A 19,315-nucleotide genomic window follows, 5' to 3' on the forward strand; every position below is an offset into this window, starting at 1 on the left:
TTCTGGGTATCAGCACCATTTTCAAGTTAGTTTTAAAAGCTTTTGCCTGACGGCAATAGCGCCGTGGAACCACCTGATCCCATGCCGAACTCAGAAGTGAAACGCGGTAGCGCCGATGGTAGTGTGGCATTCGCCATGCGAGAGTAGGACACTGTCAGGCAACTATTTAGAAGAGGCCTCCCATTCGGGAGGCCTTTTTGCATTTCTGTCTTCCAAAAATCTGCCATGCCACCGGGATTTTAGTAAAAGTGCTGGGCTATCAAGGGATTGCCCGTTACTCTTTAGCCGTTGCCGATTAACACGTGATGCTGCCAGCGAGGTATTGATGGCTACGTTGAAGGAAATTGCACAGGAAGCGGGAGTTTCTCTCGCCACGGTATCCCGGGTACTGAACGAGGATCCCAGCCTGAGCGTCAAGGAAGAGACCAAGCAGCGGATCTTCGAGATTGCCGAACGGCTGGAGTACAAGACCAGCAGCGCCCGCAAGGGGGTACACAAGAGCAAGCTGCACTTTCTGGTGGTCTATGCCTATCCCCAGAGTACCGAGGTCAACGACCCTTACTATCTCGCCATCCGTTATGGTATCGAGACCCAGAGTGCCCGCCTCAATATCGAGCTGACCCATCTCTACAACTGTGGTGAAGGGCGTGAATTGAGTGCCGTGGATGGCATTCTGGTGGTCGGCACCCTAACAGCCGAGCGTCTCGTCCAGCTAAGGGCTTGTTCCAGCCAGCTGGTGTTTGTCGACTGCTGTTCACAGGGAGAATTCGACTCGGTGGATGTGGATCTTGCCCTGATCAGCCAGCAAGTGGTTGATTACTTTATCGCGCAGGGGCATCAGCGCATCGGTTATATCGGTGGCCAGGATGAGAGTCCGGATCTGCGCGAAATGGCCTTCCGCGATTATGGCCAGCGGTTGGGGGTGGTGCAGGAGAGCGATCTCTATCGTGGCGACTTCTCCAGCGCCTCCGGCTACCAGTTGGCGAAGGAGATGCTGGCAGGGGATTGGCCCAAGGCGCTTTTCGTTGCCTCCGACTCCATCGCCATCGGTGTGCTGCGTGCCATTCATGAGAAGGGACTGGCGATTCCCCAGCAGATCGAGCTTATCAGCGTCAACGATATCCCGACCGCCAAGTTCACCTTCCCGCCGCTCTCTACGGTGCGGATCCACTCCGAGTTGATGGGCTCCCAGGGGGTCAATTTGCTGGTTGAGCGGCTGCGAGACGAGCGTGATATTCCACTCCGGGTGTTGGTACCGAGCAAGTTGACCCTGCGTGGTACCACCCGCTGATTTTAGTAAAATAAGTCACTTTTTAGTCGCGCCATCTTGCGGTGGTGCGACACCTCTCCCAAGCAAACCTCTTTCCCATATCATCCAGTAACTTCATATCATATTGTTTTATAGCTGATTTTATTGCAGTTCAGCCAACGGCTATCAACATCTATGCCACTCATCCATATCTTGCCCTCCTTTATCTCCCGCTTCTGATCTCGCTCACAAAACCATCTGTTCATTGTGATCAGGTTAAAACTTTACCAATCTAAAGCTGATATTTAGTAAATGTTTATCTAGAGTTTACCCAGTTAACATTGCCTTGTTCCGGGAGGACATGTGAATAACTGGGAAAACGTCCAATTCGTTGGTGAAAACAGGCTGGTCCCGCGTGCCTACTTCTTCTCTTATGCCGACCACGCGCTGGCGGCCACCATGCAGCGCGAGCTGAGCCGCCGTTTTCTGAGCCTTGGCGGCCAGTGGCAGTTCCACTACTTCGACCACCCCCTGCAGGTGCCGGAGGCCTTCTATCACAGCCCCATGAGCGAGTGGGGCCAGATCACCGTGCCCAACATGTGGCAGATGGAAGGACATGGCCAGCTGCAGTACACCGACGAAGGTTTTCCCTTCCCCATCGACGTGCCCTTCGTGCCGACCAACAACCCCACCGGCGCCTATCAGCGCAGCTTCACGCTGAGCCCGGCCTGGGACAGCGAGCAGGTGATCATCAAGTTTGACGGGGTGGAGACCTACTTCGAGGTCTATGTGAACGGCCACTACGTTGGCTTCAGCAAGGGCAGCCGTCTCACCGCCGAGTTCGATATCAGCGCCTACGCCAAGGTTGGCGAGAACCTGCTGTCGGTGCGGGTGATGCAGTGGGCCGACTCCACTTACATCGAAGATCAGGACATGTGGTGGATGGCGGGGATCTTCCGCGACGTCTATCTGGTGGGCAAACCGGCCGCCCATCTGCAGGACTTCTTCATCCGCACCGCGCTGGCCGATGACAATCAGAGCGCTACCCTGAGCTGCGATATCCAGCTGGAAAATCTGGGGGCTCCCGCCCGTGATCACCGTCTGGTCTGGTCCCTGCTGGATCAGGGCAGCGAGATCGCCAGTGGCACACTCGACCATCTCGTCATCGACGGCAAGTGTGATTGCCGCTTCACACTGGATCTGGTCAACCCCCATCTGTGGAGCGCCGAAGACCCTTACCTCTATCAGCTGCAACTCTCCCTCTACAACGGTCAGGGCGAGCTGCTGGAGGTGATCCCGCAGCGGGTCGGGGTGCGTGAAATTACCGTCAAGGATGGCCTCTTCCATGTCAACGGTCACTACCTCAAGCTGCACGGGGTGAACCGCCACGACAACGACCACCTCAAGAGCCGTGCGGTCGGCATGGATCGGGTAGAGCGCGATATCGTGCTGATGAAGCAGCACAACCTCAACTCGGTGCGCACCGCCCACTACCCGAACGACCCGCGTTTCTACGAGCTGTGCGACCAGTACGGCCTGTTCGTGATGGCGGAGACCGACGTGGAGACCCACGGCTTTGCCAACGTCGGCGATCTCAGCCGCATCACCGACGACCCCTTCTGGGAGCGGGTGTTCGTGGATCGCATCGAGCGCCACGTGCACGCCCAGAAGAACCACCCCTCCATCATTATCTGGTCGCTCGGCAACGAGTCCGGCTACGGCTGCAACATCAGAGCTATGTACCAGCGCTGCAAGGCGATCGACCCGACCCGGCTGGTGCACTACGAAGAGGATCGCGATGCCGAGGTGGTGGATGTGGTGAGTACCATGTACTCCCGGGTCTCCCAGATGAACTGCTTCGGCGAGTTCCCGATGGCGAAGCCGCGCATTATCTGCGAATACGCCCACGCCATGGGCAACGGCCCGGGTGGCCTCAGCGAATATCAGCAGGTGTTCGACCGTCATCCCCACATTCAGGGTCACTACATCTGGGAGTGGTGCGATCACGGCATTCTGGATCAGGACGAGCAGGGCCGCCCCGTTTACAAGTACGGTGGCGACTATGGCGACTACCCCAACAACTACAACTTCTGCATGGATGGGCTCATTTATCCGGATCAGACCCCGGGGCCGGGCCTGCGTGAATACAAGCAGGTGATCTGCCCGGTCAAGGTGCGCGCGCTGGATCTGGCGAGCGGCAAGCTGGAAGTGGAAAACCGCTACTGGTTCTCCACTCTCGACGACATCCGCCTGCTGGTCGAGGTGAAGGCCGAAGGCGAGCTGCTGGCCAGCCAGCAAATCCGGCTGGAAGGGGTTGCCCCCGGTGCCATCACCGAGTTGCAACTCGAACTGCCATCCCTCGATGGGCGGGAAGCCTTCGTCCAGCTGCGGGTCATCAAGGCCACCGCCACCCGTTACAGCGCGGCGGAGCACCAGCTGGGCCAGTACCAGTTCCAGCTGAAAGAGTCGACTCGCCAGCTGCAGCCCTTTGCCAATCCCAACGCCACCCCGCTGCAGATTGCCGATGAGCGCCTCGCGCTGACCTTGAGCGGCAGCGGCTTTGACCTGCGCTTCTCGCGCCTCGATGGCAAGCTGGTGAGCTGGCAGCAGGATGGCAATGAGCTGATAGAGCGGGCGCCACGCCTCACCTTCTTCAAGCCGATGATCGACAACCACAAGCAGGAGTACGAGAGCCTGTGGCACCCGAACCACCTGCAGATCATGCAGGAGCACTTCCGCACTCTGAGCTGGCGCCAGCTGGGGGAGGCGGTCGAGGTGACGGTCGAGAGCCTGATCGCGCCGCCGGTGTTCGATTTCGGTATGCGCTGCCGCTACGTCTACACCCTGAGCCCGAATGGCCAGCTGCATGTGGCCCTCTCCGGTCAGCCCTACGGCGGTTATGACGACATCATTCCCAAGATCGGCTTCGAGCTGGGCATTCGTCAGGATCTCGACCGGGTGAACTACTACGGCATGGGGCCGGGCGAAAACTATCAGGACAGCCGCCAGAGCAACTGGATCGACAACTTCCAGAGCACAGTCAGCGAGATGTGGGAGCACTACCCGTTCCCGCAGGACAACGGCAACCGCCAGCAGGTGCGCTGGGCGACCCTGACCAACCGCCACGGTGCCGGTCTCTACGTGCGGCCCGATGCTCCCATCAACCTGAGCGTCTGGCCCTACAGCTGGGAGCATATCCACGCGGCGCAGCACATCAATGAGCTGGAGCCGAGCGGTTATCTCACCCTCAATCTGGATCACAAGGTGCTGGGGCTGGGCTCCAACTCCTGGGGCTCCGAGGTGCTGGACTCCTGGCGGGTGCGCTTCGAGCCATTCAGCTTCGGCCTGACCCTGCTGCCCATCGCCCGCGGCAACCTCAATCCGGCTGCGCTGGCCGGGCTCGATCTCACCATCAACGGCGGGAGGAACCTCGCATGATCACCCTGGACAACCTGACCCTGTTCAAAAACATCTACCGGGAGGGCAAGAAGTGGGGCCGCTGCGTGGAGGCCATCAACAACCTGCCAAACCTCAAGCCCGGCATCTGCCACTCCATCGGTGACTCTCTCACCTACCGCTTGCAGGAGGGGGCCAGCCCGGCCACCTCCCTGTTCGAGGGGCAGCGCCGCTACTTCGACGTTCATTACTACCTGGAAGGGGAAGAGACAGTGGAGTGGGCAGCCAAGTCGGAGTTGCAGGTCGAGCAGGTTTATGACGACACCACCGACCGCGAGTGGCTGGCCGGCGAGGTGCGTGAGCGCCAGAAAGTCGGCAACGGTCAGGTGGTGATCTTCGAGAACGACGAGGCCTACCGCTTCGTCGGCGACGGGCCGGTGCGCAAGGTGATCATCAAGGTCACCGTCGAAGGCGGCTACTTCAAGAACAAATAACAAGCCGCCGGTTCTGCACTGACAAAAGCCGGAAGGGCGGGGTTCACCCTACAAATCATGCCCCGCCCTTTCGCTGCAATAACTACAGGTCTGGAGATGCACCATGTCTGATTCCAAACGCAATACGATAGGCAAGTTTGGTCTGCTGTCGCTCACCTTCGCGGCGGTATTCAGCTTCAACAACGTCATCAACAACAACATCTAGATCGGTCTGGCCTCGGCCCCGATGTTCTTTCTGGCTACCATTTTTTACTTCATTCCGTTCTGCCTGATCATTGCGGAGTTCGTGTCACTGAATAAGAACTCCGAAGCGGGCGTCTATGCCTGGGTGAAGAGCTCCCTCGGCGGTCGCTGGGCCTTTATCTCCGCCTACACCTACTGGTTCGTGAACCTGTTCTTCTTCACCTCGCTGCTGCCGCGGGTCATCGCCTACGCCTCCTATGCTTTCCTCGGTTACGAGTACATTCTCACCCCGGTGGCGACCACGGCATTGAGCATGGTGCTGTTCGCCTTTGCCACCTACGTCTCCACCAACGGCGCCAAGATGCTGGGGCCCATCACTTCGGTGACCTCGTCCCTGATGCTGTTGCTGACCCTCTCCTACATCCTGCTGGCAGGTGCGGCACTGGTGGGCGGCGTGCAGCCGGCTGACCCCATCACGGTAGAGGCGATGGTCCCCGATTTCAGCTGGGCCTTCCTCGGCATCACTACCTGGATCTTTATGGCAGCCGGTGGCGCCGAGTCGGTGGCGGTCTACGTCAATGACGTGAAAGGGGGCTCCAAGTCTTTCGTGAAGGTGATCATCATCGCCGGGATCTTTATCGGCGTGCTCTACTCCATCGCCTCGCTGTTGATCAACGTGTTCGTGCCGAGCGGTACCTTGAAATATACCGGCGGCTCGGTGCAGGTGTTTGAAGGGCTGGCAGCCTACTTCGGCCTGCCGGAGATCCTGATGAACCGCTTCGTCGGGCTGGTCTCCTTCACCGCCATGTTCGGCTCCCTGCTGATGTGGACGGCGACCCCGGTGAAGATCTTCTTCTCCGAGATCCCGGCCGGCATCTTCGGCAAGAAGACGGTCGAGCTGAACGAGAACGGCGTGCCTGCCCGTGCAGCCTGGATCCAGTACCTTATCGTGCTGCCGCTGATGGTGATCCCGACCCTGGGCTCCAACACAGCGCAGGATCTGATGAACACCGTCATCAACATGACCGCCGCCGCCTCCATGCTGCCGCCGCTGTTCATCATGCTGGCCTACCTCAATCTGCGCCTGAAGCTCGACCACCTGCCGCGGGAGTTCAAGATGGGTTCGCGTACCACCGGCATCGCCGTGGTCTCGGTGCTGATCGCCATCTTCTCGGTGGGCTTCCTCGCCTCCACCTTCCCGACCGGCGCCGACATCATGACCATCATCTTCTACAACGTCGGCGGGATCGTGATCTTCCTCGGCTTCGCCTGGTGGAAATACAACAGATACGAGGCCTCCCTCAGTGCCGAGGCGCGTGCGAAAGAGGCCCAGCCGACAGCGCAGGTTGCCATGCAGACGCCATAGGTACTGCATTGAATTCCAATCAAATCGGGTGGCCGTTGGCCACCCGCAAACCGTTGAACCAGAAAAGGAAAAGAGAATGAGCGAGACGATCGAGTTTGCCGAATTCAAGCGGGTCGAGATGAAGGTGGGCAAGGTACTGGAGGTGGTGCGTCACCCCGGGGCCGACAAACTCTACATCGTCCAGATCGACGTGGGTGGCGAGCGGCCGCTGCAGACCGTCACCAGTCTGGTGCCTTACTACAGCGAAGATGAGCTGATGGGCAGCGAGGTGGTGGTACTGACCAACCTCAAGCCCACCAAGATGCGCGGTGAGCGATCCGAGTGCATGTTGCTCTGCGCCGAGACCCCGGACGAGAGCCAGAGCGTACTGTTGCAGCCGCGGGAGCCGATGGCGCCGGGCACCCCGATCGTCTGAACGGTATTGCGAGCCGGTGCGGGAGACGGCACCGGTTCACCAGCGAGACCGTCCACGCGGCCCGATCATAACAAGAGAGTAAAGCGCGGGGCCGACAGACCCTTGCCAAACACATCACAGAGTCACAGCGCTCCCCGCAGGGAGCGCAAGTCCACTGGAGGACACCATGTCTGAATCCGTACGCGGCACCATAGGCAAGTTTGCCCTGTTGTCGATGACCTTTGCCGCCGTGTTCAATGTGCGCAACATCGTCAACAACAACATCGAGCTGGGGCTCAGCTCCGCCCCCATCTTCCTGCTGGCGACCATCGTCTACTTCATCCCGTTCGTCTTCATCATCGCCGAGTTCGTCTCGGCCAATAAAAACTCCGAGTCGGGGATGTACGACTGGCTGAAAAAGCCGCTCGGCACCCGGATGGCCTATCTGGGCTCGTTTCTCTACTGGTTCGTGAACCTGTTCTGGTTTGTCTCCCTGCTGCCCAACGTCATCGCCTACGCCTCCTACGCCATGCTGGGCTATGAGTACAGCTTCTCGCCCATGGTCACCTCGATCATCTCCATCGTGCTGTTTGCAGCGGCGACCCACATCTCCACCAAGGGGGCGAGCTGGCTCGGCAAGATTGCCGAAATAGTGGCCTACGGTGTATTTGCCCTGTTCGCCATCTATGTGCTGGGCGCCCTGATGGCTCTGAGTGGCGATCATGTGCCGGCCCAGCCCATCACGCTGGAGGCGATGACTCCCACCGTCAACTGGGCGACGCTCGGCATCATGTGCTGGATCTTCCAGGCGGCGGGCGGTGCCGAGACCGCAGCGGCCTATCTCAATGATGTGAAGGGCGGCCAGAAGTCCTTTATCAAGGTGATCATCAGCGCGGGTATCGTCATCGGTGCCATGTATGCGGTCGGCTCCCTGCTGGTGAACGTGTTCGTGCCGCGCGAGAGCCTCACCTATGCCGGCGGCATGGTGGAGATCTTCACCGGCATGGCCCAGTACTTCGGGCTCTCCGAGGCGCTGGTGGGCCGCTTCGTCGGCGTGGTGCTGTTTATCGCCATGTTCGGTTCCATGATGATGTGGACCTCGGCGCCGGTGAAGATCCACTTCTCCGAGATCCCGCAGGGGGTTTACGGCGAGAAGACCACCCAGCTCAACGAGCACGGCGTGCCGGTGCGCGCCGCCTGGTGGCAGTTTGTCTTCGTGTTCGCGATGCTGGTGGTCAACGGCTTCGGCTCCGAGTCGGTGCAGCAGATGATGAACACCGCCATCAACCTCACCGCCGGCACCGCCATGTTGCCGCCGATCTTCATCATGGTGGCCTACTTCGTGTTCCGCTGGAAACATGACGACACCCCGCGCGACTTCCGCATGGGGTCGCGCAAGTTCGGGATGGGCGTGGTGTCGGTGCTGATCGCCATCTTCGTGGTGAGCATGAGTGCCTCCGCCTTCCCGGCCGGGGTGGATCTGGTGCGTGCCTTCTTCATCAACGTCTTTATGACCGCGGTCTTCTCGGCGCTGGCCTACTGGTGGATCTCCCGCTTCGAGAAGCGGCAGGCCCGCAAGCTTGCCGGCAATGAGAAGAAAGGCGGCAACGGCAAGCTGGCCAGCCAGCGCTGATCGGCTGGGTGAGAAAGCGGAACGGGCGGCCTTGGTCGCCCGTTTTTTTATCCATTTTTAGCCGTTTGGGAGCTGTCAGGGCCGCTTTATCGTCAACTTTCGCTACTCGATATGGCGAAGGCGTTAAGCATTGATGAACAATTATTCGCCGCTCAACTTTGCGCCTCTCCGTTATCGGGGTAAGCTGGAGGTTCGCTTTAGCGGGAGGTGCCAGACATCTCCCGCTCTGTTTCTTGTCCTCCCCAATCCTGACTGTCGCCATGGCTGCAGGATGCCCTTCTGATGGAGACCTTTCGTGCGTCTGGATCCCTTTACTGTTGTGCTGATTGCGGTGGTCACTCTGGCCTCCCTCTTTCCCTGCGAGGGGCAGGTGGCTGTCTGGTTCGGTCTGCTGACCAAGCTGGCGGTGGCGCTCTTGTTCTTCATGCATGGCGCCAAGCTGTCGCGCCAGAACCTGCTGGCAGGCCTCGGCCACTGGCGGCTCCATCTGGTGGTGATGCTCAGCACCTTCGTGCTGTTTCCGCTGCTCGGGCTGCTGCTCACCCCGCTGGTGCCGGGCTGGCTGAGCCCGGCCATCTACCTCGGCTTCCTCTATCTCTGCGCCCTGCCTGCCACCGTGCAGTCGGCCATCGCCTTCACCTCGATGGCGGGGGGCAATGTGTCGGCGGCGGTGTGCAGCGCCTCGGCCTCCAGCATCCTCGGTATCTTCCTCTCGCCGGTGCTGGTGGGGATGATGATCCACGTGCAAGGGGAGGGGATCGACACCTGGCACTCCATCCAGTCCATCATGATGCAGCTGATGCTGCCGTTCGTGGTCGGCCACCTGTCGCGTCCGCTCATCGGTCGCTGGGTCGACAGCCACCGTCCGATCATCGGCAAGCTGGATCAGAGCTCCATCCTGCTGGTGGTCTATGTGGCCTTCAGCGAGGCGGTGGTGCAGGGGATTTGGCACCAGGTCGGTTGGTATGATCTGGCCAGTATCGTGCTGCTGAGCTGCGTCTTGCTGGCGCTGGTGCTCTGCTGGAACGTCTGGATCAGCCGTCGTCTCGGCTTCGACAAGGCGGACGAGATCACCATCGTCTTCTGCGGTTCCAAGAAGAGTCTCGCCAACGGGGTGCCGATGGCCAACGTCATGTTCCCCGCCGCCAGCGTCGGGGTGATGGTGCTGCCGCTGATGATCTTCCACCAGATCCAGCTGATGGTCTGCGCCGTACTGGCGCGCCGCTATCACGAGCAGGGAGATTGATACTCGCGCCGTTTTTGCTGTCATAACAAGAGGGAGGCCCGTTGGCCTCCCTCTTCTCATCTGCATGTCGACCGGTGTGCTAGCGTTTGCGCCAGACGGTGAGCTGCGCCACCGTGTGCTGGTATTTGCGGGCGGTCTCGCGGATGACGAAAGGCACATCCCGCGGCGGGCAGTGCTCCTCGAACTCCGCCGCCAGCAGCCGTTGCAGTGCCTGATAGGTGGTGAGCGCCTCGCCGTTTTCGCGAATGCCGCCGAGCCAGTTGGCGGGCGGGGTATATTCCGCCAGCCAGGTATAGGGGCTGGTGAGCACCAGCAGGCCACCGCTGCGCAGCCGGGGAGCGATATCCCGCAGGAAGCGGGCGGGCTCCCGCAGCCGGTCGATCAGGTTGGAGGCGAGCACCAGATCGTAGTGGTCATATTTGGGCTTGAGGTTGCAGGCATCCCCCTGACTGAAGTGGATGCGCTCAGCCTGACTCGCCCCCAGCCCGTGGCTCGACAGGCGTGCCTCGCAATACTCCACCAGTTCACCCTCCAGCGGAATGGCATAGCGGAAACTGTCCTGGCTGGCGAGGGCCAGCGCCACATCGATGAAGCGGGCCGAGTAGTCCACCCCGTCCACATGCTGGAAGTGGCGGGCCAGTTCGAAGCTGGCGCGGCCGGTGGCACAGCCGATATCCAGCGCCCGCTGGTGGTTGCTGCACAGCTCGCCAGCAAGATCAGCAAGCGTCTTGGCGTAGTTGGCTACCCCGAAGTGGCTCGGGCCGTACTGGAAGTCGAGGTACTGAGCGACCAGCGTGTCGGTTTCATAGGGATTCACGATAACGGGTTCCTGATAACGGGAGACCAGATAGCGGAAACCCGCATGCTGGAAGAAGTGACGCCGGAAGGCGTAACGGGATGATTTGAGCGCTTCGTTACCTGTGCTGATCCAGCTGCCACCCTTGATCAGGGTGTGCTTGCCATCAAAGGTGGGGGTCGAGAAGTCGTCGTAGAGCGGGTGGATTTTAAAGCCGTCGAAGCCATCGATGGCGGTGCTGGTCCACTGCCAGACATTGCCCACCAGATCGAAGAACTCCCCTTGCGGGCAGGCATCCACCGGGCAGGAGGAGGCAAAACGGGCCAGATTGATATTGCCGGGGGCCTGTGTCCAGTCCGGCTGATCGCCGGGTAGCTGCTCGCGCAGCAGCATCCACTCCGCCTCGCTTGGCAGCTGGATGGGGAGTCCGGTCCGAGCCGCCTTCCAGCGACAGAAGGCAGCCGCTTCCAGCTGATTCACCTCGACCGGCCAGTCCCAGGGCATGGCGACCTGCTCGGTCATCAGCCGCAGCTGCAGTTGTTCGGGCTTGGTGGAATCACCCACCCAGAAGGTGGGCATCTGCGCCCAGGCATACTGACACCAACCCCAGCCTTCCTCATCCCACCACTGTTGCTGGCCGTAGCCGCCCGCCTGGACGAAGGCGAGGTACTCGGCATTGCTCACCAGCATGCGGCTGGCCTGAAACGGGGCCAGCTCGATATGGCGATCGCCATATTCGTTGTCCCAGCCGTAGGTAGCATCCTGCTTGCCCAGGCACACCTTGCCGCCGGCCACCGGCAGCAGGCTGTTGGCGGGCACCAGCTCAATCCGGTGGCGGGCTTCAGTGCAGGCGGGCCAATAAGGCTGCGGTCGCACCCAGGCGAGCGGCAACTGGCGGATGAGCACGCTGGAGGTTTCGAGGTGGATGCGCTCGTGCTCTATCCCCATCAGGATCACCCAGGCCGGGCTTTGCCAGTCGATGGGCAGGGTGAGCGGCATCTGGCGAATGAAGTCGCACACCAGCGAACGGACTTTGGCCCGATAGCTGCGCAGCTCGCTGGCCTTGGGCCAGTCGTAGTGGGTCTCGTCCAGATCGTCCCAGCTCATCTCGTCCACCCCGATGGCGACCATGGCCTCGATGCGGGCATCCAGCCGCTGATCGATCAGGCGTGCCGCCAGCAGCTTGTTGATAAAGAAGGCGGCGGTGTGGCCGTAGTAGAAGATGAGCGGGTGGCGCAGCGGGATCGCCTTGTTGAACCAGGCCCGCTCATCGGCCAGACAGTCGAACAGCGAGTCGTAGAGATCGAAGGTCTGGCAGAAGTAGGTGAGCAGCTCGCGCCGTTTCTGCTCGGGATCGCTGCCGGTCAGCAACGGGGTGCGAGTCGGCTCCGGCAGACCGGTGGCAGTGGCATAGAGAGGGCTTGCTTGGGTCACGCTCTGACTCCTTGTTGGCAGTGAAGACTGACAAGACAGTGGTAATGACATTACCGCAATGGAGAGCTTGGTACGCACGAAGTACCACTATTGGCTCAACAGGCCGGCAGGGCAATTAAAAACTTCCACGGGCTGTCAGCATAGTGACCGGCAGGACGACCCGCCAATCAGCCACAATCATATCCGTTCGAGAATGGTTATTTTCACCAAAATATGGTCTAAATGGCTCTCTAAATTCTTCTGTCTGTTCTGGTTGAAATGGTTATTTCCTTTTCAATCATCATGTTAATTTTTGGCTCACGCTTTGCAGAGCATGAAAACCAATTGGCCCTGGATGGCCAACACATAAGGAGGAGAGTAGTGATGAAATGGATGATGGTTGTCATGTTGATGGTTGGGCTCAGTGGGTGTCACTGGCTGGATCAGACCAGAGTGACCGGCGCGGGGGCTGTGGTCGAGCGCCAGCAGGGGCTCGGTGACGGGGTGACCCGGGTGCTGGCGGGGGTGCCTGCCACCCTCCATCTGGTAGCGGGGGAGCCGCGCGGTATCCTGATCAAGGGGCAGGAGAACCTGCTGCCCTATCTGGTGCTGACCGAGAGTGGCGACAAGCTGGAGATCGAGGTGAAGGAGGGTTACCGGCTCGATCCCACCGAGCCGCTGGAGCTGACCATCACCTTGCCGGTGCTGAACGAACTGGCATTGGCCGGGACCGGCAACGGCGATCTGAGCGGCTTCAAGGGGGATGAGCTGGTGCTGTCAGTGGCCGGTACCGGTGACATCGTTGCTAGTCAGCTGGAGCTGAAACGGCTGGAAGGGAATATCGCTGGCACCGGCAGTCTGGAACTGGGCAGCGGTTCGGCACAGGCCATCGAGCTGAACATTGCCGGATCTGGTGATGTGCTCGGGAGCGAGATGCGCGGCAACGAGGTAGAGGTCAATATCGCCGGCAGCGGTGATGTGGCGGTGCGGGCGCAGGAGACGCTGAAAGTCGGCATCGCCGGCTCAGGCAACATCGCCTACTGGGGTGATCCCAAGGTAGAGCAGCAGATCGCAGGCTCCGGCGGAGTGACCCGAGCGGGCAGTTGATATCAACCGATCACCACAACTGAAACAGGCCCGTTACGGGCCTGTGTTGATCAGAGGTGGCGGGCGTGAAAGCGCAGGTGCGCCTCGATAAAGCTCGCCACGAAGTAGTAGCTGTGGTCATAGCCTTCGTGGCGGTTGAGCTCCAGCGGCCACTCCTTGCTGGCTGCCACCTCGGCCAGCGCATCGATATGCAACTGCTCGGCGAGAAAGGGATCATCCAGCCCCACATCCACCAGGGTTGGCAGCGGCGTGACCGGCTGGTGGCGCAGCAGCTGGCAGGCATCCCACTCCTGCCACAGCAGAGGATTGCTGCCGAGGTAGGCGCCGAGCGCCTTTTGGCCCCAGGGGCAGCGACTTGGATGGCAGATCGGGCTGAACGCCGAGACCGAGCGGTAGCGACCGGGCTCTCGCAACGCGGCGATAAGCGCACCGTGACCGCCCATGGAGTGGCCGCTGATGGCGCGGCGGGTCGAGACCGGGAAGTGAGTCTCTATCAAGTCGGGCAGCTCGCGGGTGACGTAGTCATACATCTGGTAGTGCGCCTGCCAGGGGCTCTGGTTGGCGTTGACGTAAAAGCCTGCTCCCATGCCGAGGTCATAACCGGGATCGTCCGCTACGCCATCGCCGCGGGGGCTGGTGTCCGGCGCCACCAGGGCGATGCCGAGCTCGGCGGCGATGCGCTGGGCACCCGCCTTCTGCATGAAGTTCTCATCGGTGCAGGTGAGGCCGCTGAGCCAGTAGAGTACGGGCACCTTCTGGCCGGTGAGAGCCTGAGGTGGCAGATAGATGGCAAAATTCATCTCGCAGCCGAGCACGCTGGCGTGGTGGCGATAGCGCTTGTGCCAGCCGCCGAAGCTCTTGTTGCTGCTGATAATCTCCAGATTCATCGAAGGACTCCTGCACCCCGCCCACGATGGCGGGCGGGGTGATCATGCTCAGTAGTGGATGACGGTGCGGATGCTCTTGCCTTGGTGCATCAGCTCGAACGCCTCGTTGATCTGCTCAAGCCCCATGGTGTGGGTGATGAAGTCATCGAGGCGGAACTCACCCTGCATGTAGCGCTGTACATAGCTCGGCAGCTCGCTGCGACCGCGTACCCCGCCGAAGGCGCTGCCGCGCCAGACCCGACCGGTCACCAGTTGGAACGGACGGGTACTGATCTCCTGACCCGCTCCGGCGACGCCGATGATGACCGACTCGCCCCAACCCTTATGGCAGCACTCCAGCGCCGCACGCATCACCTTGACGTTGCCGATGCACTCGAAGGAGAAGTCGACGCCGCCATCGGTCAGCTCGACGATCACTTCCTGAATCGGTTTGTCGTAATCGTTCGGGTTGATGCAGTCGGTGGCACCCAGCTTGCGGGCCAGTTCGAACTTGCTCTCGTTGATGTCGATGGCGATGATGCGGCCGGCCTTGGCCAGACGGGCGCCGATCACCGCGGAGAGGCCGATGCCCCCCAGCCCGAAGATGGCGACGCTCTCACCCTCCTTCACCTTGGCGGTGTTCATCACGGCGCCGATGCCAGTGGTGACGCCACAACCGAGCAGACAGACCTCTTCCAGCGGGGCGGCCGGGTCCACCTTGGCGATGGAGATCTCCGGCAGTACCGTGTATTCGCTGAAGGTGGAGGTGCCCATGTAGTGATAGATGGGCTGGCCATCTTTCGAGAAGCGGGTGGTACCGTCCGGCATCAGCCCCTTGCCCTGGGTGGCGCGGATCTTCTGGCAGAGATTGGTCTTGCCGGATTTGCAGAACTTGCACTCGCCGCACTCGGGGGTGTAGAGCGGGATCACGTGATCGCCCACCTTGACGCTGGTGACCCCTTCGCCGACCGATTCGACGATGCCGCCCCCCTCGTGGCCGAGAATACAGGGGAAGACCCCTTCCGGATCTTCACCGGAGAGGGTGAAGGCATCGGTGTGGCAGACGCCGGTCGCGACGATGCGCACCCGCACTTCGCCCGCTTGCGGTGGCATGACCTCGACCTCTTCGATGGAGAGGGGCTGACCCGGACCCCAGGCGATGGCGGCCTTACACTTGATGCTTTGAACCTGTGCCATGAATGACATCCTTCTTGTTGAGCAGGGTGAACAGATATGAGTTCGGACATTCAGTGTAGTTTCCCGTCGATTTGGTGATAATGAGGGCAAATCTCAAATCACTTTTACACACAGGTAATAATGTTCGGCTGGGAAGGGATCTGTGAATTTGTCAGCGTGGCGGAGCAGGGGGGCTTTACCCCGGCTGCGCGCAAGCTGGGAGTGTCGGTGGCGCAAGTCAGCCGTCAGGTGGCACAGCTGGAAGATCGGCTGCAGGCCAAGTTGCTGCTGCGTACCACCCGTCAGGTGCGGCTCACCGAGCTTGGCGAGATCTACTATCGCCACTGCCGTCAGCTGCTGGACAACCTCTACGAGGCGGAGCTGGCGGTGGGGCGTCATCAGGCGGTGCCGCAGGGTACCCTGCGCATCACGGCCCCCGTCTCCTACGGCGAGAGCCGCATCGCCCCGCTGGTGAACGACTTCATGGTGCGTTTCCCCCAGCTGGAGGTGACCCTCAACCTCACCAACCAGCTGCTGGATCTGGTGCATGAGGGTTACGATCTGGCGCTGCGGCTCGGCCATCTCAAGGATTCGACGCTGGTGGCGCGCAAGCTGGCGCAGCGGGTGCCCTATGTGTGCGCCTCACCGGCCTATACCGCCCGCCACGGCATCCCCAACAGCCTCTCCGAGCTGACCCGCCACACCTGTCTGGTGGGCAACAGCGACGAGTGGCACTTCACCCTGGATGGCCGCCCCCACAGCGTGCGGGTGCGCGGCTTGCTGCAGTGCAACAGCGGCCACGCCCTGCTGGACGCGGCGCTCAAGGGGATCGGCATCATCCAGCTGCCGGACTACTACGTGAGCGACCATCTGGCCCGAGGGGAGCTGATCGAGTTGCTGCCTGAACTGCGGGCCCCGGCGGAGGGAATCTGGGCCCTCTATCCCCACAACCGCCACCTCTCCCCCAAGGTGCGGCTGCTGGTGGACTATCTGGCCGAGCGGCTGAGCGACCCTCACCAACCGACGCTGGTGATGCCGATAGGCTAGGGCTCTCCCCAGCCGTTGACTCACCGGCGGCGGGCGACAGGTGCGATGGCCTGAAAATAAAAGAGCCCTTGAGGAATCAAGGGCTCTTTTGCAGGTAACAACCGGATAGTCAGCGACCCATCATTCGATGTTCTGGATCTGCTCGCGCATCTGTTCGATAAGGACTTTCAGCTCGACGGCGGACTGGGTCACTTCGGCATTGATGGACTTGGAGCCGAGGGTGTTCGACTCGCGGTTGAACTCCTGCATCATAAAGTCGAGACGACGACCGCAGGCGCCACCCTTCTTCATGATTTTGTTGGTTTCGCTGATGTGCATCTCCAGACGATCCAGCTCTTCGGCCACGTCGATCTTCTGGGCCAGCAGCACGATCTCCTGCTCGATGCGAGCCGGATCCAGCTCCACCTTGGCTTCGGCCAGACGGTCGGTGAGCTTCTGGCGCTGCCATTCGATGATCTGTGGCAGGTGTTCGCGCACCTTCTTCACTTCCACCTGAATACCGGCCAGACGCTGCTCGATCAGCGCCTTGAGGTTGGCCCCTTCGCTGGCGCGGGAGGCGAGGAAATCTTCCATGGTCTGGTCAAAACCGCCAAGCAGCTCGGTGGCGACCGCGTCCATGTCCTGTTCGGCGGCAGCCATGACACCCGGCCAGCGCAGCACGTCGACCGGATTGAGCTGGCCCTGACCCGCCTCTTTCATTACCCAGCTGGCGCTGTCGATGATGAGCTTGGCCAGCTCTTCATTGATATGGAGCTGGCTGGCTGCGGCCTGAGCGGCCTCGAAGCGCAGGTTGCACTCCACCTTGCCGCGCTGCAGTTTGGCGCGGAAACGCTCACGCAGAACCGGCTCCAGGCTGCGCAGTTGCTCCGGCAGGCGAATGTAGGTTTCCAGATAGCGCTGGTTGACCGAACGAATTTCCCAAACGGCTGTGCCCCAGTCGCCCTTGAATTCCTTGCGGGCGTAGGCGGTCATGCTGTGAATCATTGATTGTTCCGGGCTTGATGAAGTGTGCGGCCAGTATACTCAGCCCGGCCCTGCTCGTCAGCCGATGCCGTGGTTTTAGCGGCTGATATTTGGGGCGGGATCACTTATAATTCCCCGCCAATTTGAGCCAGCCCAGAGGTCCGTTCCATGTCACGTCCAAGCGATCGCAGTGCCGCGCAACTTCGCCCGGTTACCATTACCCGCAATTTCACCAAACATGCAGAAGGCTCAGTGCTGGTGGAGTTCGGTAACACTCGCGTGCTCTGCACCGCCAGCGTTGACACCAGCGTGCCGCGCTTCCTGAAAGGGAAGAACCAGGGCTGGGTGACTGCCGAATACGGCATGCTGCCGCGCTCCACCCACTCCCGGATGAACCGCGAAGCGGCCTCCGGCAAGCAGAGTGGCCGTACTCTGGAGATCTCCCGTCTGATCGCCCGCTCCCTGCGCGCCGCGGTAGACCTGACTGCACTGGGCGAGCACTCCATCACAGTTGACTGTGACGTGCTGCAAGCCGATGGCGGCACCCGCACTGCTTCCATTACCGGTGCCTGCGTGGCGCTGGTGGATGCGCTGAACTGGATGGTCGAGAAGGGCATGATCAAGCAGAGCCCGCTCAAGCAGATGATCGCCGCCGTCTCCGTCGGCATGTATCAGGGCGAAGCCATCTGCGATCTGGAGTATATCGAAGACTCCGCCGCCGAGACCGACATGAACGTGGTGATGACCGAAGATGGTCGCATCATCGAGGTGCAGGGCACCGCGGAGGCCGAGCCCTTCACCCATGAAGAGCTGCTGGAGATGCTGGCGCTCGCCAAGGGCGGCATCGCCGACATCATTGCGCTGCAGAAGCAGTCGCTCTCCTGATACCAGGACCTGTTGATGTTTCGGCACAAGTCGCGTTGCAGTGTCAAAGGATGCCAGGCTAGGCGCAGGATGCCGCCAATGGTTATTCCCTTGGCAAGTCCTGCAACAACGCATGGCATCCTTTGCCACGCAACCCGTAGGGACGGGGCGGTTTTTGTGCATAACGTCGTTATTCGATGCCTCGTTTGGATTACCAAACTTCGCATCTCATGCCTAGTTCTGCGCAAAAACCGACTCCGTCGCGGCTGTGACGAAGCGTCAACAGATCCTGCAAACGCGGCATTGACCGCGTTTTTTTATACCCTCACACAAGACAACGACAAGCCAAGCAAGGAGCCAGAATGAAAGCCTACCAGCGTCAATTTATCGAGTTCGCCCTGGAGAAACAGGTCCTCAAATTCGGTGAATTTACCCTGAAATCCGGTCGTAAAAGCCCCTACTTCTTCAACGCCGGTCTGTTCAACAGCGGCCGCGATCTGGCCCGTCTCGGCCGCTTCTATGCCGCCGCCCTGATGGATGCCGGTATCGAGTTTGATGTGCTGTTTGGCCCGGCCTACAAGGGGATCCCCATCGCCTCCGCTACCGCCGTGCAGCTGGTGGAGCAGCACGATGTGGACGTGCCCTGGTGCTTCAACCGCAAGGAGGCCAAGGATCACGGCGAGGGCGGCAATCTGGTGGGCAGCCCGCTCAAAGGACGCATCATGCTGGTGGACGACGTCATCACCGCCGGTACAGCCATCCGCGAATCCATGGATCTGATCCAGGCCAACGGCGCCTCGCTGGCGGGTGTGCTGATCGCGCTGGATCGTCAGGAGAAGGGCAAGGGTGAGCTCTCCGCCATTCAGGAGGTGGAGCGTGACTACGGCGCCCACATCATCGCCATCATCCAGATGAGCGACCTGATTGCCTATCTGGAAGAGAAGCAGGCCGAGCAGCCGGAGCTGGCGGCGCAATTGGCTGCCATGAAGGCTTACCGCGCCCAGTACGGTATCTGAACTCCGCTCACACCGCGCAATAGCTGAATGCGGCGCCCGTTTGCTCTCTGGCAGCAAACGGGCGCCGTTTTTTTCATCTGCAAAAAGTGGATCATGTGGCTTGAGC

General features: G+C 60.7%; 14 protein-coding genes, 1 rRNA gene and 1 pseudogene. 12 read left to right on the forward strand and 4 right to left on the reverse strand.

What is annotated here, in order from left to right; translation table 11 throughout:
• Positions 1 to 45 precede the first annotated feature (45 nt).
• The 8 genes and pseudogenes from rrf to BN1139_RS03120 all read left to right on the forward strand — a co-directional run bounded on the left by rrf (position 46) and on the right by BN1139_RS03120 (position 9,961).
• Positions 46 to 160, forward strand: a 5S ribosomal RNA gene (gene rrf, locus BN1139_RS03080).
• Between the two features lie 165 nt (positions 161 to 325).
• The gene (gene ebgR / locus BN1139_RS03085; protein WP_005356066.1) at positions 326 to 1,291 is read left to right on the forward strand and encodes a transcriptional regulator EbgR; all 966 of its coding nucleotides are present in this window, start codon (positions 326 to 328) and stop codon (positions 1,289 to 1,291) included.
• Positions 1,292 to 1,612: 321 nt separating this feature from the next.
• Positions 1,613 to 4,687, forward strand: a complete 3,075-nt coding sequence (gene ebgA / locus BN1139_RS03090) for a beta-galactosidase subunit alpha (protein WP_013724199.1) — start codon at positions 1,613 to 1,615, stop codon at positions 4,685 to 4,687.
• Complete coding sequence (locus BN1139_RS03095) at positions 4,684 to 5,139, forward strand: beta-galactosidase subunit beta (RefSeq protein ID WP_005356071.1); 456 nt, start codon at positions 4,684 to 4,686, stop codon at positions 5,137 to 5,139. Before ebgA ends, BN1139_RS03095 begins: the two co-directional genes overlap by 4 nt.
• Before the next feature lie 103 nt (positions 5,140 to 5,242).
• A pseudogene (locus BN1139_RS03105) lies at positions 5,243 to 6,688 on the forward strand (amino acid permease).
• Between the two features lie 76 nt (positions 6,689 to 6,764).
• On the forward strand, positions 6,765 to 7,103 hold the full coding sequence (locus tag BN1139_RS03110) for a tRNA-binding protein (protein WP_005356084.1): 339 nt from the start codon (positions 6,765 to 6,767) through the stop codon (positions 7,101 to 7,103).
• Positions 7,104 to 7,269: 166 nt separating this feature from the next.
• Entirely contained in the window at positions 7,270 to 8,715 is a 1,446-nt protein-coding gene (locus BN1139_RS03115; protein ID WP_005356086.1) for an amino acid permease, read from the forward strand.
• A gap of 295 nt (positions 8,716 to 9,010) precedes the next feature.
• Positions 9,011 to 9,961 carry a bile acid:sodium symporter family protein gene (locus BN1139_RS03120; RefSeq protein ID WP_005356089.1) on the forward strand — a complete coding sequence of 317 codons (951 nt, stop codon included), beginning with the start codon at positions 9,011 to 9,013 and terminating at the stop codon, positions 9,959 to 9,961.
• 79 nt (positions 9,962 to 10,040) lie between these two features.
• Here BN1139_RS03120 and ovoA read toward each other — a convergent pair whose 3' ends face one another.
• Positions 10,041 to 12,191, reverse strand: coding sequence for a 5-histidylcysteine sulfoxide synthase (gene ovoA, locus BN1139_RS03125; RefSeq protein ID WP_005356091.1), 2,151 nt, complete (start codon positions 12,189 to 12,191; stop codon positions 10,041 to 10,043).
• 363 nt (positions 12,192 to 12,554) lie between these two features.
• On the opposite strand from ovoA, the gene BN1139_RS03130 reads away from it, so the two are divergent.
• Positions 12,555 to 13,277 carry a head GIN domain-containing protein gene (locus BN1139_RS03130; protein WP_005356092.1) on the forward strand — a complete coding sequence of 241 codons (723 nt, stop codon included), beginning with the start codon at positions 12,555 to 12,557 and terminating at the stop codon, positions 13,275 to 13,277.
• 50 nt (positions 13,278 to 13,327) lie between these two features.
• Here BN1139_RS03130 and fghA read toward each other — a convergent pair whose 3' ends face one another.
• A complete protein-coding gene (gene fghA, locus BN1139_RS03135) occupies positions 13,328 to 14,164 on the reverse strand; it encodes an S-formylglutathione hydrolase (RefSeq protein ID WP_005356100.1) in 837 nt (278 codons plus the stop codon).
• 48 nt (positions 14,165 to 14,212) lie between these two features.
• Positions 14,213 to 15,340: an S-(hydroxymethyl)glutathione dehydrogenase/class III alcohol dehydrogenase gene (locus tag BN1139_RS03140; RefSeq protein ID WP_005356101.1), complete on the reverse strand. Its 1,128-nt coding sequence runs from the start codon at positions 15,338 to 15,340 to the stop codon at positions 14,213 to 14,215.
• 120 nt (positions 15,341 to 15,460) lie between these two features.
• Here BN1139_RS03140 and BN1139_RS03145 point away from each other — a divergent pair, with 120 nt between their 5' ends.
• Positions 15,461 to 16,366, forward strand: a complete 906-nt coding sequence (locus BN1139_RS03145; protein WP_005356102.1) for a LysR substrate-binding domain-containing protein — start codon at positions 15,461 to 15,463, stop codon at positions 16,364 to 16,366.
• Between the two features lie 120 nt (positions 16,367 to 16,486).
• On the opposite strand, the gene BN1139_RS03150 is transcribed toward BN1139_RS03145, so the two are convergent.
• Entirely contained in the window at positions 16,487 to 17,350 is an 864-nt protein-coding gene (locus BN1139_RS03150) for a YicC/YloC family endoribonuclease (RefSeq protein ID WP_005356103.1), read from the reverse strand.
• 147 nt (positions 17,351 to 17,497) lie between these two features.
• Here BN1139_RS03150 and rph point away from each other — a divergent pair, with 147 nt between their 5' ends.
• Together rph and pyrE are read left to right on the forward strand one after the other, a co-directional pair.
• Complete coding sequence (gene rph / locus BN1139_RS03155) at positions 17,498 to 18,214, forward strand: ribonuclease PH (protein WP_005339589.1); 717 nt, start codon at positions 17,498 to 17,500, stop codon at positions 18,212 to 18,214.
• Between the two features lie 341 nt (positions 18,215 to 18,555).
• Positions 18,556 to 19,209: an orotate phosphoribosyltransferase gene (gene pyrE, locus BN1139_RS03160; RefSeq protein WP_005356114.1), complete on the forward strand. Its 654-nt coding sequence runs from the start codon at positions 18,556 to 18,558 to the stop codon at positions 19,207 to 19,209.
• Positions 19,210 to 19,315: the final 106 nt, after the last annotated feature.

Source organism: Aeromonas veronii bv. veronii (assembly GCF_000820225.1).
Lineage (GTDB): Bacteria > Pseudomonadota > Gammaproteobacteria > Enterobacterales > Aeromonadaceae > Aeromonas > Aeromonas veronii.

What these genes read in the sequence shown, in the direction of transcription:
- ebgR (WP_005356066.1), top strand. Translation starts at nt 326, where the DNA reads ATGGCTACGTTGAAGGAAATTGCACAGGAAGCGGGAGTTTCTCTCGCC.
- BN1139_RS03095 (WP_005356071.1), top strand. Translation starts at nt 4,684, where the DNA reads ATGATCACCCTGGACAACCTGACCCTGTTCAAAAACATCTACCGGGAG.
- BN1139_RS03110 (WP_005356084.1), top strand. Translation starts at nt 6,765, where the DNA reads ATGAGCGAGACGATCGAGTTTGCCGAATTCAAGCGGGTCGAGATGAAG.
- BN1139_RS03115 (WP_005356086.1), top strand. Translation starts at nt 7,270, where the DNA reads ATGTCTGAATCCGTACGCGGCACCATAGGCAAGTTTGCCCTGTTGTCG.
- BN1139_RS03130 (WP_005356092.1), top strand. Translation starts at nt 12,555, where the DNA reads ATGAAATGGATGATGGTTGTCATGTTGATGGTTGGGCTCAGTGGGTGT.
- fghA (WP_005356100.1), bottom strand. Translation starts at nt 14,164, where the DNA reads ATGAATCTGGAGATTATCAGCAGCAACAAGAGCTTCGGCGGCTGGCAC.
- BN1139_RS03140 (WP_005356101.1), bottom strand. Translation starts at nt 15,340, where the DNA reads ATGGCACAGGTTCAAAGCATCAAGTGTAAGGCCGCCATCGCCTGGGGT.
- BN1139_RS03145 (WP_005356102.1), top strand. Translation starts at nt 15,461, where the DNA reads ATGTTCGGCTGGGAAGGGATCTGTGAATTTGTCAGCGTGGCGGAGCAG.
- BN1139_RS03150 (WP_005356103.1), bottom strand. Translation starts at nt 17,350, where the DNA reads ATGATTCACAGCATGACCGCCTACGCCCGCAAGGAATTCAAGGGCGAC.
- rph (WP_005339589.1), top strand. Translation starts at nt 17,498, where the DNA reads ATGTCACGTCCAAGCGATCGCAGTGCCGCGCAACTTCGCCCGGTTACC.
- pyrE (WP_005356114.1), top strand. Translation starts at nt 18,556, where the DNA reads ATGAAAGCCTACCAGCGTCAATTTATCGAGTTCGCCCTGGAGAAACAG.